The organism is Streptomyces cinnamoneus, from assembly GCF_002939475.1.
In the GTDB taxonomy this organism is placed as follows: Bacteria; Actinomycetota; Actinomycetes; order Streptomycetales; family Streptomycetaceae; genus Streptomyces; species Streptomyces cinnamoneus_A.
Window position 1 is genome coordinate 2,342,609 of sequence record NZ_PKFQ01000001.1, and the last position, 15,166, is coordinate 2,357,774.

11 protein-coding genes are annotated in these 15,166 nt (G+C 72.5%); 8 read left to right on the plus strand and 3 right to left on the minus strand.

Features of this window, described 5'->3' with window-relative positions; all coding sequences use genetic code 11:
* Nucleotide 1 precedes the first annotated feature (1 nt).
* Nucleotides 2-1,549, minus strand: coding sequence for a bifunctional tetrahydrofolate synthase/dihydrofolate synthase (folC, locus tag CYQ11_RS09945; RefSeq protein ID WP_099200544.1), 1,548 nt, complete (start codon nt 1,547-1,549; stop codon nt 2-4).
* A 154-nt stretch (nt 1,550-1,703) separates the two neighbouring features.
* Between folC and CYQ11_RS09950 the strand changes: the two genes are divergently transcribed.
* The 5 genes from CYQ11_RS09950 (at nt 1,704) to CYQ11_RS09970 (ending at nt 7,728) form a co-directional block, all read left to right on the plus strand.
* A complete protein-coding gene (locus tag CYQ11_RS09950; RefSeq protein ID WP_099200543.1) occupies nt 1,704-2,840 on the plus strand; it encodes a sensor histidine kinase in 1,137 nt (378 codons plus the stop codon).
* Nucleotides 2,837-3,562, plus strand: a complete 726-nt coding sequence (locus CYQ11_RS09955) for a response regulator transcription factor (protein ID WP_099200542.1) — start codon at nt 2,837-2,839, stop codon at nt 3,560-3,562. The genes CYQ11_RS09950 and CYQ11_RS09955 overlap by 4 nt, the downstream gene beginning before the upstream one ends.
* A gap of 132 nt (nt 3,563-3,694) precedes the next feature.
* Nucleotides 3,695-4,825, plus strand: a complete 1,131-nt coding sequence (gene wecB / locus CYQ11_RS09960; protein ID WP_099200865.1) for a non-hydrolyzing UDP-N-acetylglucosamine 2-epimerase — start codon at nt 3,695-3,697, stop codon at nt 4,823-4,825.
* Nucleotides 4,826-5,029: 204 nt separating this feature from the next.
* Complete coding sequence (locus tag CYQ11_RS09965; protein WP_099200541.1) at nt 5,030-6,397, plus strand: XrtP-associated glycosyltransferase; 1,368 nt, start codon at nt 5,030-5,032, stop codon at nt 6,395-6,397.
* A gap of 161 nt (nt 6,398-6,558) precedes the next feature.
* Entirely contained in the window at nt 6,559-7,728 is a 1,170-nt protein-coding gene (locus CYQ11_RS09970) for a hypothetical protein (RefSeq protein WP_420894516.1), read from the plus strand.
* 71 nt (nt 7,729-7,799) lie between these two features.
* Here the strand turns inward: CYQ11_RS09970 and CYQ11_RS09975 are convergent, their stop codons facing one another.
* Entirely contained in the window at nt 7,800-10,433 is a 2,634-nt protein-coding gene (locus CYQ11_RS09975) for a valine--tRNA ligase (RefSeq protein WP_099200540.1), read from the minus strand.
* Between the two features lie 167 nt (nt 10,434-10,600).
* On the opposite strand from CYQ11_RS09975, the gene CYQ11_RS09980 reads away from it, so the two are divergent.
* From CYQ11_RS09980 to CYQ11_RS09990, 3 genes are all read left to right on the plus strand, one after another.
* The gene (locus CYQ11_RS09980) at nt 10,601-11,566 is read left to right on the plus strand and encodes a hypothetical protein (protein ID WP_099200539.1); all 966 of its coding nucleotides are present in this window, start codon (nt 10,601-10,603) and stop codon (nt 11,564-11,566) included.
* A 29-nt stretch (nt 11,567-11,595) separates the two neighbouring features.
* On the plus strand, nt 11,596-12,456 hold the full coding sequence (locus CYQ11_RS09985; protein WP_099200538.1) for a hypothetical protein: 861 nt from the start codon (nt 11,596-11,598) through the stop codon (nt 12,454-12,456).
* 113 nt (nt 12,457-12,569) lie between these two features.
* Nucleotides 12,570-13,544, plus strand: coding sequence for a hypothetical protein (locus CYQ11_RS09990; RefSeq protein WP_099200537.1), 975 nt, complete (start codon nt 12,570-12,572; stop codon nt 13,542-13,544).
* A gap of 229 nt (nt 13,545-13,773) precedes the next feature.
* Here the strand turns inward: CYQ11_RS09990 and clpX are convergent, their stop codons facing one another.
* The gene (clpX, locus tag CYQ11_RS09995) at nt 13,774-15,060 is read right to left on the minus strand and encodes an ATP-dependent Clp protease ATP-binding subunit ClpX (protein ID WP_086566545.1); all 1,287 of its coding nucleotides are present in this window, start codon (nt 15,058-15,060) and stop codon (nt 13,774-13,776) included.
* Nucleotides 15,061-15,166: the final 106 nt, after the last annotated feature.

Here is a 15,166-nt window from a genome sequence, read left to right on the forward strand (position 1 = left end):
ATCAGCCCCTCCCCAGCAGCAGCCGGGCCTCGCCCACGGTGACCACCGAGCCGGTGACCAGGACGCCCGCCCCGGAGTACTCGCCCTCTTCCTCGGCGAGGGTGATGGCCGCCTCCAGGGCGTCGTCCAGGCGCGGCTCGACCTGGACCCGCTCGGCGCCGAAGACCTCGACGGCCAGGCCGGCCAGCTCGTCCACGTCCATGGCGCGCGGGGTGGAGTTCCGGGTGACGACGATCTCCGCGAAGATCGGCTCGAAGGCCTCCAGGAGGCCGCGCACGTCCTTGTCGGCACTGGTGCCGACGACGCCGACGAGACGGCTGAAACCGAACGCCTCCGTGACGCCCTCGGCGGTGACCCGGGCGCCGGCCGGGTTGTGCGCGGCGTCCAGCACGACGGTGGGGCTGCGGCGCACGACCTCCAGCCGGCCCGGCGAGGTGACCGAGGCGAAGGCGCGGCGGACGGTGTCGATGTCGAGCGTGCGGGCGTGCTGCGAGCCGATGCCGAAGAACGCCTCGACGGCGGCCAGGGCCACCGCGGCGTTGTGCGCCTGGTGCGCGCCGTACAGGGGCAGGAAGACGTCCTCGTAGTCGCCGCCCAGGCCGCGCAGGGTCAGCAGCTGGCCGCCGACGGCGACCTCGCGGGCGGTGACGCCGAACTCCATGCCCTCGCGGGCGACCGTGGCGTCCACGCCGACGGAGTGCTTCAGGAGGGCCTGGGCCGCGTCCACGGGCTGCTGGGCGAGGACGACGGTGGCGTCGGCCTTGATGATCCCGGCCTTCTCCCCGGCGATCTCGCCGGGGGTCTCGCCGAGCCGGTCGGTGTGGTCGAGCGCGATCGGGGTGACCACGGCGACGGTGCCGTCCACGACGTTGGTCGCGTCCCAGGTGCCGCCCATGCCGACCTCGACGACGGCCACGTCCACGGGGGCGTCGGCGAAGGCCGCGAAGGCCATGCCGGTGAGCACCTCGAAGAAGGAGAGCCGGTACTCCTCGCGGTCGTCGACCATCTGGACGTAGGGCTGGACGTCGCGGTACGTCTCGATGAAGCGCTCGGCGGAGATGGGGGCGCCGTCCAGGCTGATCCGCTCGGTGACGGACTGCACGTGCGGGCTGGTGTAGCGGCCGGTGCGCAGGTCGAAGGCGGCCAGCAGGGCCTCGATCATGCGGGCGGTGCTGGTCTTGCCGTTGGTGCCGGTGATGTGGATCGAGGGGTAGGAGCGCTGCGGCTGGCCCAGGATGTCCATCAGCGCTTCCATGCGCACCAGCGACGGGTCCAGCTTGGTCTCGCCCCAGCGGCCGGCCAGCTCGGCCTCCACCTCGCGCAGCGCCCGGTCCACCTCGGGGTCCTCGGGGCGCGCCGGGACGCCGTCGCCCTGCGGAGGGCCGGCCTGGGTGCGCAGGGTGCGGCTGCCGGCCTCGATCACCGCCAGGTCGGGGTCGCGGTCGGTCTCGGCTCCTACGATCTCTTCGAACTCGTCGGGGACGCCGTTTTCACCGGGTTCTCCGGATTCGTGGTCGCCGGTGTCGTCGTTCAGGGGGCGCTCGGTCACGCGGTCCAGTCTACGGACCGGGGGCGCGCGGAGGGCCGGGGCACCTCCCACGGCACGGGAAGCGCGCTCATCCGGCGTGGCATACGGTTTTCCTGTCTTGTCCCGGAAGGTTCCTTCGAGTGCGGTTCGAGTGTGGATTCGGCGGGTGAGAGCCATGGGGACCGAGGACCGCGACCTGCTCCAGGCGGTCCTGGAGGCGCTGCCGGCCGGGGCTCTGGTGCAGAGCCCCACCGACGAGGTGCTGGCCGTCAACCGCAGGTTCGTGGACATGTTCGACCTCGCCGGCAAGGCCGACCTCTCCCCCGGCGTCCCCATGCGCCCCCTCGTCCCCCTCGTGCGGGCGTTCTTCTCCGCGGGCTTCGCCCTGCCCCACACACCCGGGGAGATCCTGGCCCGCCGCCACGCCCACCGGGTCGCCGAGATCCCGCTCACCGACGGGCGGACCATCCGCCGCGAGGTCGAGCCGCTGCGGCGCGAGGGCGCCTACCTGGGCGCCCTGTGGCTGTTCACCGACATCAGCGACGCCAAGCGCAGCGAGCGGGACCTGGAGCGCGACAACCTGACCCTCACGCAGCTGGCCCGGCAGCGCAACGCCTTCACCGCCGCCGCCTCCCACGAGCTGCGCACCCCCCTGGCCGCCGTCAGCAGCTTCGCCGAGCTGCTCGCCGATCCCGCCGTCGGCGCCCTCACCGCGGAGCAGTCCTCCTTCCTCGACGCCATCCGGCGCAACGCCGGACGGATGCAACGGGTGATCTCCGACCTGCTGCTGACCACCCGCATGCGGGCCAGCGGGCCCGAGCTGGAGTTCGCCCCCGTGGACGTGCCGGGAATGCTGACGGACACCCTCATGGACCACATGGGCGAGATCGAACGGGCCCGGTTGTTCGCCGTCCTCGACTGCGCGGACGGCCCCACCCTGCGCGGCGACCGCCACCGGCTCCAGCACGTCCTCGGCAACCTGCTGGAGAACGCCGCCAAGTTCACCCCGCCCGGCGGCCGGATCACGATCACCGCCGCGCCCCGGGGCGTCCACTGGGACATCGAGGTCGCCGACACCGGCATCGGCATCCCCGACGAGCACCGCCACGACATCTTCACCGGCTTCGTCCGGGCCCCCAACGCCCGCAGCGGCGGCTACCCCGGTACGGGCCTCGGCCTCGCCATCGCCCGCACCGTCGTCGAGCGCCACGGCGGCACGATCACCGCCGGCGGGCGGGAGGGCGAGGGCGCGGTCCTCCGGCTGCGGCTGCCCGTCGAGGGGCCGCCGCCCGCGCCCGGGCCGGGCCCGTGACCCGGGTCCTGGTCGTCGAGGACGACCCCGACCTCGCCCTCGCGCTGCGGGTCCTGCTCGCCCGCGCCGGCCACGAGGCGGTGCACGCCGACGACGGCCGCGAGGCCCTGCGGCTGCTGTTCGCCGAGCGGCCCGGCCTGATGATCCTCGACATCGGGCTGCCCGGGCTCGACGGCTGGGAGGTCCTCGAACGCACCCGTGACCTCAGCGACCTGCCCGTCCTGCTGCTGACCGCGCGCGGCGCCGAGAGCGACCGGGTGCGGGGCCTGCGCGCCGGGGCGGACGACTACCTCCCCAAGCCGTTCGGCAACGACGAGCTGCTCGCCCGCGTCGAGGCCCTCCTGCGCCGCAGCGCCCCTGCCCGCTGGGCCGGAGACTCCTTCGGCGGCGACGGGCTGCGGCTCGTGCCCGAGCGGCGCTCGGCGGTGTGGCACGGGCACGAGGCGCGGCTCAGCGACATCGAGTACCGGCTCCTCCAGGTGCTCGTCCGCAACCGGGGCCGGGTGATCACCACCGACCAGCTGCTCGACCGGGTGTGGGACGACCCGGAGGGCACCGGCCGGGAGCGGGTGAAGTTCGCCGTGCTGCGGCTGCGCCGCAAGCTGCGCCAGGCCGCCGGGGACGAGGCGGCCGACCCGCTGGAGGCCGTGCGCGGCCTGGGCTACCGCTACCGGGCGGAGGGCGCGGGCCGGGAGGCGGCGCACGAGGCCGAAGGTCCCTGACCCCCGCGGGACCATGGTCCCGCGTGCCCCCTTCGCAACCGTCCGGCAACCGAGGCTCCCCCACGGGGGCAACCGGGCGCCCGCAGGCTCTGGAGCTGTCCTTGCCCGCCAGCCCCAGGAGTCACGCCCGTGCTGTCCCCCCTGCCCCCGCGCAGCGTCGCGATCGTCCTCGGTACCCGCCCCGAGCTCGTCAAGCTCACGGACCTCGTGCGTCTCCTGGGCCCCGCCGCTCACCTGGTGCACACCGGGCAGCACTACGACGAGGAGCTGTCGGGCCGCTTCCTGACCGAGCTGGGCCTGCCGGAGCCGACCTTCCTCACCGGGGTGGGCGGCCGGCCGCGCGCCGTGCAGATCTCCGCCGCCCTCGCGCAGCTGGACGACCTGTTCACCACCGAGCCGCCGCTTGCCGTCGTGGTCCAGGGCGACACCAACGCCGCCCTCGCCGGCGCGCTCGCCGCCAACGCCCGCGGCATCCCCCTGGTGCACGTCGAGGCCGGTCTGCGCAGCCACGACCGCGCCATGCCCGAGGAGCACAACCGCGTCCTCATCGACCGCCTCGCCGACGTGCTGTGCGCCGCCACCGAGGACAACCGGGCCAACCTGCTCGCCGAGGGCGTCGACGACGCCCGGGTCGCCGTGACCGGCAACACCGTCGTCGAGGCGGTGCTGGGCCAGCTGCCCGGCGAGCGGGAGCGCACCCGGCTGCTGGCGGGGCGCGGGCTGACCGCCGACGGATACGTCCTGGCGACCGTGCACCGGCCGGAGAACACCGACGCGCCGGACGCGCTGCGGGCGATCCTCGGCGAGCTGGGCGCCCTCGCGACGGCCGGGCGGCCGGTCGTGCTGCCGCTGCACCCGCGCACGCGCGGCCGGATCGAGGCCGCCGGCCTCACGGACCTGCTGGCCCCCCTGACGGTGACGGCCCCGCTGGGCTACTCCGAGTTCCTCGCCCTGGCGCGGCACGCGGCGCTGCTGGTGTCCGACTCGGGCGGCATCCAGGAGGAGTGCACGGTGCTCGGCCGCCCGCTGGTCGTGGTGCGGCGTTCCACGGAACGCCCCGAGGCGATGGCCGAGTTCGCAGACCTGGTGCGGCCGGGCCGGGAGATCGGCGAGGCGGCCCGCCGCCGGCTGGCGGAGGGCCCCGAGGGCCTGGCGCGGCTCGCGGCCCTGCCGAGCCCCTTCGGGGACGGACTGGCGTCGGAACGGATCGTGAACCTCCTGGTCGCGATCGCGGCGCCCGCGGAGCTGGCCACAGCGGCGTAAGGGCCCTTCTCCCCCACCCCTCCCCTCCCCTTCCCGTCGCCGGGGCCGCGCCCCGGACCCCGGTCCGCAAAAGGGCCGGACGGGCTGGACCCTCCAGCCCGTCCGGCGCCTGAGGACGAGGAACGGCGAAAGGGCGGGACCGGGGCCTCTTCCACGCCGCACACGCACCGACCACCCCGCACCCGCACCGGAGCCCCCACCCGCATGTTCTCCAGCCCCATCCTCCTCGCCTTTCCCTTCTTCCTCCTCCTCTGCTTCCTCCTCTACTGGGCCGGCGCCCGCCACGCGTACCTGCGCCGCCCCGCCGTCGAGAACGGCGACCCCGGCGCGTTCGACTGGCACTTCTTCGTCCCCTGCCGGGACGAGGAGGCCGTGGTCGGCACCACCGTGAACCGGCTGCGGGCCGACCATCCCGACGCGCACGTGTGGGTCATAGACGACGACAGCGAGGACCGCACCGGGGCCATCGTCGCCGGGCTCGCCGAGGAGGACCGGCGCGTCCACCTCGTCCGCCGGCACCGCCCCCACGCCCGGCAGGGCAAGGGCGCCGCGCTGAACGCCGCCTACGACGAGCTGAACGACTTCCTGTCGAAGGACGTCGACCGCGAGCGCGTCGTCGTCTGCGTCATCGACGCCGACGGACAGCTCGACCCGCACGCCCTCGCCCGCGTCTCCGGCCCCCAGGGCTTCGGCGACCCCGGGACCGGCGGCGTGCAGGTCAGCGTGCGGATGCGCAACACCGACGACCCCCGCCCGCTCGGCGAGGACCGCGGCCGGATCGGCAACGCCGTCGCCCGTCTCCTCGTGCGCATGCAGGACATGGAGTTCTCCGTCTCCAACGCCGGCATGCAGCTGCTGCGCGGCCGCACCGGCTCCGTGGGGCTCGGCGGCAACGGCCAGTTCACCCGGCTCGCCTCCCTCGACCGCATCGCCGCCGCCGAGCGCCGCCCCTGGCAGCGCGGCGCGCTGCTGGAGGACTACGAACTGGGCCTGCACATGATCCTCAGCGGCGACCGGATATCCCACATAGCCGACACCTGGGTCTCCCAGGAAGGCCTGCCGCACGGCCGCCGCTTCCTGACCCAGCGCACCCGCTGGGCGCAGGGCAACCTCCAGTGCGTCCGCTACGCGCCGCGCATCGTCTCCTCCCGCCACTACGGCGGCAAGGGCGTCCTGGAGACGCTCTACACCTTCCTCCAGCCGGTCGCCCACCTGGTCACCCTCGCCCTGTGCGCCGTCATGTTCGCCTTCCTCGGCCTGACGACCGCCCGGGAGGGCGCGGGCGAGGCCTTCGGCGGCATGCTGGCGCTGTGGCCGCTGGTCGTCGCCCTGGCCGTGGTGTCCGTCACGCCCTTCGTCCTGTGGGGCCCGGTCTACCGCCGGGACCGCGCGGCCGACCGCTCGCTGCTGACCGCCCTGCTGTGGGGGCTGGCGCTGTGGCTGTACGCGTACCACCTGTTCCCGGCGTCCGCCCGGGGCTTCGTACGGATGCTGCGCGGCCGCAACGGCTGGGCGAAGACCCGGCGCAACGCCGAGAGCGTCGAGTCCGGCCCCGTGGCCATCGAGGCCTGAGCCCCCGTCCGCAAACCATGAGTTCGGTCACAGAAGTGGCCGCCGGGGCAACTCCGCACACCCTTCCGCCATCTGACCGCCGGTGATATCTATGCCCGGAACGGTTCCGGGTGGCGGAACGGAGCGTTGTGCGGATACCACAACTCAGCAATCGGACGCACTTGCTGCTGCTCACCGCGTGGGCAGTGCTCTGGTTCGTCGTCGTCGAGCCCAGCGGCGGCTTCTCCTGGCACTACCTGCGCACCGGCGGCGAGCTGATCTACGACGGCGGCTCCTCGGGCGACGGCGGGCTCAACCTCTACGCCCGCCACCCCGAGTTGCAGATGGGGCCCGTCAGCTTCCTGGTGGCCGGCCTGTTCAACCCCTTCCCGGCAGCGGTGGGGCAGGTGCTGGCCGAGGCGCTCATGTCGGTGCTGGGCCTGGTGATCCTGGTCCTGGCCGGCCGCAGCGCCGCCCGGCACCTCCTGGGCACGGGCACCAACCACCAGCGGCTGCGGCAGCGCGTGCTCGTCGCGGGCCTGGCCTTCATCCCCATGTGGATCGAGGTCTCGGTCCGCTTCGCACACCTGGACGACGTCCTGGCGCTCTTCTTCACCGCCCTCGCGGTGCGCTGCCTGACGCGCTGCGACGCCGCCGCGACCGGCATCTGCATGGCCCTCGCCCTGGACTCCAAGCCCACCGCGCTGGCCTTCCTGCCGCTGCTGCTGGCCCTGCCCAGGGACCGCTGGCTGCGCGCGGGCCTGTGGTGCGCGGGTCTGGTGGCCCTCGCCTGGCTGCCGTTCTTCGTCGTCGACCCGGACTCCTTCGCCGCCGCGAAGTTCACCATCCCCAACAACCCGGCCTCGGCGCTGCGCTGGCTGGGCGGCAACACCCCCCAGACCCCGGACTGGGCCCGGCCCGCGCAGGCCGCGCTCGGCCTCGGCCTCGGCGCGATCGCCGTCTGGCGCGGCCGCTGGGCCGCGGTCGTCCTGCTGGGCGCCAACGCCCGCATCGTCCTCGACCCCAGCGTCTACACGTACTACACGGCGTCCGTACTGCTCGGCACACTGCTGTGGGACGTGTGCGGGCAGCGGCGCCTGGTGCCGTGGTGGAGCTGGATCGCGCTGATCGTCCTCTACGGCAGCGTCTTCCTCGTGCCCGACGAGTCGGTCAAGGGCCTGATCCGGCTGGGCTTCGTGGTCGTCTCGACGGCCTACGTGCTCTTCGCGCCCGTGCGCGACCGCCGGGACCGGAACCAGCACAGGCCCCTCGACCGGGTGGAGGAGGGACCTGTGGAGGGACCGTGGGGCCCCATGTGGGACCCGGGTCGTTCCAGGCCCTGGGCCCGCTAGGGGGCGTCCGATGGGCCGGCAGACCGGCGGGCCCGGGCCGGTGAGGCCGCGGGCCCGCCGGGCCTGGGCTGCTAGCCCTGCGGCAGGGCCGCCAGCTGGGCGCTGATCCGCTCGATGTCGGCCTCGGCCTTCGTCAGGCGCGTGCGGATCTTCTCCACGGCGGCCTCGGCGGCCTTGGCGAGGAACGCCTCGTTGCCGAGCTTGGCCGTGCACTGCGCCTTGTCCTTCTCGGCCGCGGCCAGCGCCTTGGCCAGGCGCTTGCGCTCGGCCTCGACGTCGATCGTGCCGGACAGGTCGAGGGCGACCGTGGCACCGGCGACCGGGAGGGTCGCGGTGGCCTGGAAGCCGTCCTCGGCGGGCTGCAGGCGCAGCAGCTGGCGGATGGCGTCCTCGTGGGCGGCCAGCGTCGTGCCGGACAGGTCGAGCCGCGCCGGGACGCGCTGACCGGGCTGGAGGCCCTGGTCGGCACGGAAGCGGCGGACCTCGGTGATCACCTGCTGGAGGTTCTCGATCTCCGCCTCGGCGGCGGCGTCACGGAAGCCGCTGTCCTTCGGCCAGTCGGCGACGACGACCGACTCCTTGCCCGTGAGCGTGGTCCACAGCGTCTCGGTGACGAAGGGCACCACCGGGTGGAGCAGCTTCAGGGTGACGTCCAGGACCTCGCCGAGCACGCGCGCGGAGACCCCGGCCTGCTCGCCGCCGGCCTGGAACGTCGTCTTCGACAGCTCGACGTACCAGTCGAAGACCTCGTCCCACGCGAAGTGGAAGAGGGCGTCGGAGAGCTTGGCGAACTGGTAGTCGTCGTAGTACGCGTCGACTTCGGCGACGGTCGCGTTGAGGCGCGACATGATCCAGCGGTCGGTGGCCGACATCTTCTCGACGGGCGGCAGCTCGCCCTCGACCGTCGCGCCGTTCATCATCGCGAAGCGCGTCGCGTTCCAGATCTTGTTCGCGAAGTTGCGCGAGCCCTGGACCCAGTCCTCGCCGATCGGCACGTCCACACCGGGGTTGGCGCCGCGGGCGAGGGTGAAGCGGACGGCGTCGGAGCCGTACTTGTCCATCCAGTCCAGCGGGTTGACGGCGTTGCCGAAGGACTTCGACATCTTCTTGCCGAACTGGTCGCGGACCATGCCGTGCAGGGCGATGGTGTGGAACGGCGGGGTGCCGTCCATCGCGTACAGGCCGAACATCATCATCCGGACGACCCAGAAGAAGAGGATGTCGTAGCCGGTGACGAGGACGGAGTTCGGGTAGAACTTCGCGACGCTCTCGGTCTTCTCCGGCCAGCCGAGGGTGGAGAAGGGCCACAGGCCGGAGGAGAACCAGGTGTCCAGGACGTCGGTCTCCTGGTGCCAGCCCTCGCCGGTGGGCGCCTCGTCGTCCGGACCGACGCAGACCATCTCGCCGTTCGGCCCGTACCAGACGGGGATGCGGTGGCCCCACCACAGCTGGCGGGAGATGCACCAGTCGTGGAGGTTGTCCACCCAGTCGAAGTAGCGCTTCGACATCTCCTCGGGGTGGATCTTGACCTTGCCCTCGCGGACGGCGTCGGCCGCGGCCTTGGCCAGCGGAGCGGTCTTGACCCACCACTGCATGGACTGCCGCGGCTCCAGCGTCGTCTTGCAGCGCGAGCAGTGGCCGACGGAGTGGGTGTAGGGGCGCTTCTCGGCGACGATGCGGCCCTCGGCGCGCAGCGCGCCGACGATGGCCGAGCGGGCCTCGAAGCGGTCCAGGCCGAGGAAGGGGCCGTGGGCGGTGATCACGCCGTGCTCGTCCAGGACGGTGAGCGACGGCAGGTCGTGGCGGCGACCGATCTCGAAGTCGTTCGGGTCGTGGGCCGGGGTGACCTTGACGGCGCCCGTGCCGAACTCGGGGTCGACGTGCTCGTCGGCGACGACGGGGATGCGGCGGCCGGTCAGCGGCAGCTCGATCTCCGTGCCGACGAGGTGCTTGTAGCGCTCGTCCTCGGGGTGGACGGCCACGGCCGTGTCACCGAGCATCGTCTCGGCGCGGGTGGTGGCGACCACGATGGAGGCGTCGCCCTCGCCGTAGCGGATGGAGACGAGCTCGCCCTCGTCGTCCTGGTACTCCACCTCGATGTCGGAGATGGCCGTCAGGCAGCGCGGGCACCAGTTGATGATGCGCTCGGCGCGGTAGATCAGCTCGTCGTCGTAGAGCTTCTTGAAGATCGTCTGGACGGCCTTGGAGAGGCCCTCGTCCATGGTGAAGCGCTCTCGGCTCCAGGCCACGCCGTCACCCAGACGACGCATCTGGCCGGAGATCTGGCCGCCCGACTCGGCCTTCCACTGCCACACGCGCTCGACGAACGCCTCGCGGCCGAGGTCGTGCCGGGACTTGCCCTCCTTGGCCAGCTCGCGCTCGACCACGTTCTGCGTGGCGATGCCGGCGTGGTCCATGCCGGGCTGCCACAGGACCTCGAAGCCCTGCATCCGCTTGCGGCGGGTGAGGGCGTCGATCAGCGTGTGCTCGAAGGCGTGGCCCAGGTGGAGCGAGCCGGTGACGTTCGGCGGGGGGATGACGATCGTGTAGGGCTCTTTGTCGCTCTTGGCATCGGCCTCGAAGTAGCCCCGCTCCACCCAGCGCTCGTACAGCGGCCCCTCTACCTCGGCCGGCGCGTACTGGGTCGGCAGTTCGGGGGTGCGCTCGTTCGGCCCGCTGTCGGGGCGCTGAGTGTTATCGGTCACGGACGGAATTCTACGGGGCGGGGGTGACAGCTCACGAACCCGTTTCCACCCCCCGGCCGCGCCCCGGACCGGCCCCGCCGCGAGGACCGAACACACGATCGGCAAGGATGTCCGGGACCTGACAGTGCCGTGGGATCCCGCGGCGGGGAGAACCTCCGGGGGACGCCATGAGCCACCAGCAGCCGGGCCCGTACGGGCCACCGCCGCAGCAACCGCAGCAGCCGCCCGCCTACGGGCCGCCGCAGGGCACGCCGTACGGGCCGCCGCAGGGCGCGCCGCAGGGCGCGCCGCAGCAGTACCCGACCCCCGGTTACGGGGCGCCCCACTACCCCTCGCCGTACCCGCCGGTGCCGCCGCAGGGCGGCGGCAAGGGCAAGCGGACCGGCCTGGTCGTCGGCGCCGTCGTCGTGGCGGCCGCGCTCGTGGCCGGCGGCCTGTTCCTCCTGAAGGACGGCAAGAGCGACGGCGGCGCCAAGGCGGGCAAGGCCGGGGCCGGCTCTTCTCCCGGCGCCTCCGGCAGCCCCTCGCCGAGCGCCTCCCCGGCCGCGAAGCGCTACAAGCTGATCACGCCGGACACGGTGGGCGAGTACAAGAAGGACCCCACCCAGAGCTCGGGCGAATCGACCTCCCAGGACGACGTGCAGGCCCTCACGGCCTTCGGCCTGACCAATCCCAAGAGCGTCGACGCCGTGTACACCGCGGGCGCGGGCGCGGGCGGCCGGCCGCAGCGCCTGATGACGTTCACCGGCGGCTGGGGCGACGAGCTCAAGCACCCCGAGGCGGCCGTGGACCTCATGTTCATGAGCATCAAGGTGGGGACGGGCAAGAACGGCGGCTCCGACGTGCGCACGGACCCGCAGGGGCAGCCGCAGAAGGTGACCCCGGCCGGGCTGGAGCCGGGCGCCGTCATGAAGTGCCAGCTCACCAAGATGAGCAGCCGCGAAAAGGGCGGCACGGCCTCGGGCCCCGACAACATGACGATGCCGGTCTGCGTCTGGGCGGACACCAGCACGCTCGGCATGGTGTTCGTCGCCGACATCGCGCTGATCGAGCGCGGCAAGGCGCTGAGCCTCGACGAGGCCGCGTCCCGGACGGTGACGCTCCGCCAGGGCCTCCGCGTCGAGAACCACTGACCCCCAGCGAAGGACGACCCCGGAACGCCATGACGTACCCGCAACAGCCCGGCCCGTACGGCCAGCCCGGCCCGCCCGCGCAGCCCGGCTACGGCCAGGGCCACGGCTACGCCCACCCGCAGCAGCCCGCCCCGGGTCCGTACCCGTACGCGGCCTACGGGCAGCCGGGCGCGCCGGGCCCGTACCCGCCGCCGGTGCCGCCGGGGAACGGGGGCCGGGCGGGCAAGGTGGTCGGCGTCGTCTTCGCGGGCCTGGTCCTGGTGACCGCCATCGCCGGCGGCGGGCTCCTGCTCTACAAGACCAGGAGCGGCCACGACCCGGTGGGCGGCGACGGCAAGCGCTACATGCTCACGACGCCCGCAACGATCCTGGGCGGCGCCTACGTGAAGGCCGCGGGCGCGGGCGAAGGGCTCAACAGCTCGGACCTGCGGGACCTCAGGCGCCTGGGCGTCACCGACCCGGAGACCGCCTCGGCCGCGTACGACGGCGGCACCGGGCTCGACAAGAAGCAGATCCGCTGGACGGGCACCTGGGGCCGCATCAAGGAGCCCGAGGCGGTGGTGAACGGCATGTTCGCCGCCCTCGCGCACTTCTCCGAGCAGGAGAAGAACGGCGAGAGACTGGAACTGGTGGGCCCGCCCCGGAAGGTCTCCCCGGACGGCCTCGACGACGCCGTGATGAAGTGCCAGACCGCCCGCGTCTCCAACACCCTCACACAGGACCGGCCCATGACGATGCCGGTGTGCGTCTGGGCCGACCACAGCACGGCGGCCGAGGTGTTCACCATCGACGCGGCGGCCGTCGCCACGGGCAAGGAGACCTCCCTGAGCGAGGCCGCCACCCTCGCGGCGAAGGTGCGCCGGGACGTGCGCACCGAGATCAGGCCGTAATCGCTGGTGGAGAGTTGTTCCGAAACCGTTGCCGCCCCGGGGTAAGGCCGGGATAAGACATCGGGAAAGATGGCGCAGAACTGTCGCGTGAGACCTGCGTCGAAGAGGACACGATGAGCTACCACCAGCCGGGCCCGTACGGCCAGCCCCCGCAGCCGCCCCAGGGGCCCAACCCGTACGGCCAGGGCGGCGCACCCGGCCAGCCCGGCTACGGCTACCCCCAGCAGCCACAGGCCCCCTACGGCGCCCCGCCGCCGCCCCCCGGCGCCTGGGGCCAGCCCCAGCCCCCCGGCCCCTACGGCCAGCAGCCCATGCCGGGCATGCCGGGCCAGTACCCGCCGCCGGTGCCGCCCCAGGGCGGCGGCAAGGGCAAGGCCATCGGCATCACGATCGGCGCGCTCGTGGTGGTGGGCGCGGTCGTGGGCGGGTTCGTGTTCCTCAAGGGCGGCAAGGACGACGACGGCGGCGGGGGCAGCGGCAGCGCCAAGGCCGTGCAGCCCTACACGATCGAGCTGCCGCAGGCGCTGCTGGACGGGAAGTACACCAAGGTCACCGCGCCCGGCGGCCAGTCGGGCGACGACTCCAAGAGCCTCGCCGACGACGCCAAGGCCAAGGAGATGGGCATCGAGGGCGGCACCGGCGTCTCCGGCTCCTACACGAGCGCCGAGAAGCAGAAGCTCATGGTGGTGGGCGCGTACGGCCAGCTCGCCGACCCCAAGAAGACGGTCGACGCCATGATCGCCAGGATGGACGAGAGCGAGAAGAAGAACCAGGAGACCATGAAGGGTCTCCAGATCCAGACGGTCACGGCCTGGACGGAGTTCACCCCGGCCGGGTTCGACGGCGCGGTCATGAAGTGCGAGACGAAGAAGTCCACCTACACCATGGGCGCCGTCTCGAGCACGGGCGACCTCAGCGTGTGCATCTGGGGCGACTCGAGCGCGATGGGCATCGTCCGCCAGGTGGTCTCGAAGACGTCGGGCGGCATCGCGGGCGGCGTCACCTCCGCCACCGGCGAGGGCATGTCCGCCAAGGAACTCTCGGACGCGACGGTCAAGGTCCGCAACGAAGTCCGCAAGAACAAGTGAGCCGCTTATCCCGCTCACCCCACCCCGCTTCACAGGGGCCGCCGCGACCGTCTGAGGGCGACACGGCGGCCCTTTCGCACGCCTGAACGGCCCCAGCCGCCCGAACAAGTGATCGCTCGCGCCTCCAGAGGCCTTCACCAGCGGCTGCTCGCCCGCCCCGCCGCGCAGCACGAAGGGGGCGCCCGGCCGGTCGGCCGGGCGCCCCCTCTTCGCACGGGTGCTGCGCGCGCTACGCGCTCTTCTCGTGGCGCTCGCCCGGTTCGTTGCCGCGTGTGCGCGGGACGAGCGTCGGGTTCACGTTCGACTGGACGACGTCCGCCGTGATGACGACGCGGGCCACGTCCTTGCGCGACGGCACCTCGTACATCACCGACATCAGGACCTCTTCCATGATGGCGCGCAGGCCTCGCGCGCCGGTCCCGCGGAGGATCGCCTGGTCGGCGATGGCCTCAAGGGCGGGGCGGTCGAAGTCCAGCTCGACACCGTCGAGTTCGAACAGCCGCTGGTACTGCTTCACCAGCGCGTTGCGCGGCTCGACGAGGATCTGGAGCAGCGCCTCGCGGTCGAGGTTGTGGACGCTCGTGATGACCGGGAGACGGCCGATGAACTCGGGGATCATGCCGAACTTGACCAGGTCCTCCGGCATGACCTCCTGGAACTGGTCGCTGGCCTCGATCTCGCGCTTCGAGCGGATCGTGGCGCCGAAGCCGATGCCCTTCGCACCCGCCCGGGACTCGATGATCTTCTCCAGGCCGGAGAAGGCACCGCCCACAATGAACAGGACGTTCGTGGTGTCGATCTGGATGAATTCCTGGTGGGGGTGCTTGCGGCCGCCCTGCGGCGGAACCGAGGCCGTGGTGCCCTCAAGGATCTTGAGCAGGGCCTGCTGGACGCCCTCGCCCGACACATCTCGTGTGATCGACGGATTTTCGCTCTTTCGGGCGACCTTGTCGATCTCATCGATGTAGATGATGCCGGTCTCGGCCTTCTTGACGTCGTAGTCCGCGGCCTGGATCAGCTTGAGGAGGATGTTCTCGACGTCCTCGCCGACGTAGCCGGCCTCCGTCAGGGCCGTGGCGTCGGCGATGGCGAAGGGGACGTTCAGCATGCGGGCGAGCGTCTGGGCGAGCAGCGTCTTGCCGGAGCCGGTGGGGCCCAGGAGCAGGATGTTGGACTTCGCCAGCTCGATGCCGTCGTCGCGGTTGTGGCCGCCGTTCTCGCCGGCCTGCACGCGCTTGTAGTGGTTGTAGACGGCGACGGAGAGGGCCTTCTTGGCGGCCTCCTGGCCGACGACGTAGCCCTCGAGGAACTCGTAGATCTCGCGGGGCTTGGGCAGCTCCTCCCAGCGCACCTCGGAGGTCTCCGCGAGCTCTTCCTCGATGATCTCGTTGCAGAGGTCGATGCACTCGTCGCAGATGTACACACCAGGACCCGCGATGAGCTTCTTCACCTGCTTCTGGCTCTTGCCGCAGAACGAGCACTTGAGCAGGTCGCCGCCGTCACCGATGCGTGCCACGAGGTGCTTCCCCTTCGCCTGGGATCCGCCTTGCTCTGCGAACCCGGGTGCTTGCCTATCGACGGTACCTTGCCGGGCCCCCCGCGCGGGCCCCCCTTGGCCCTAC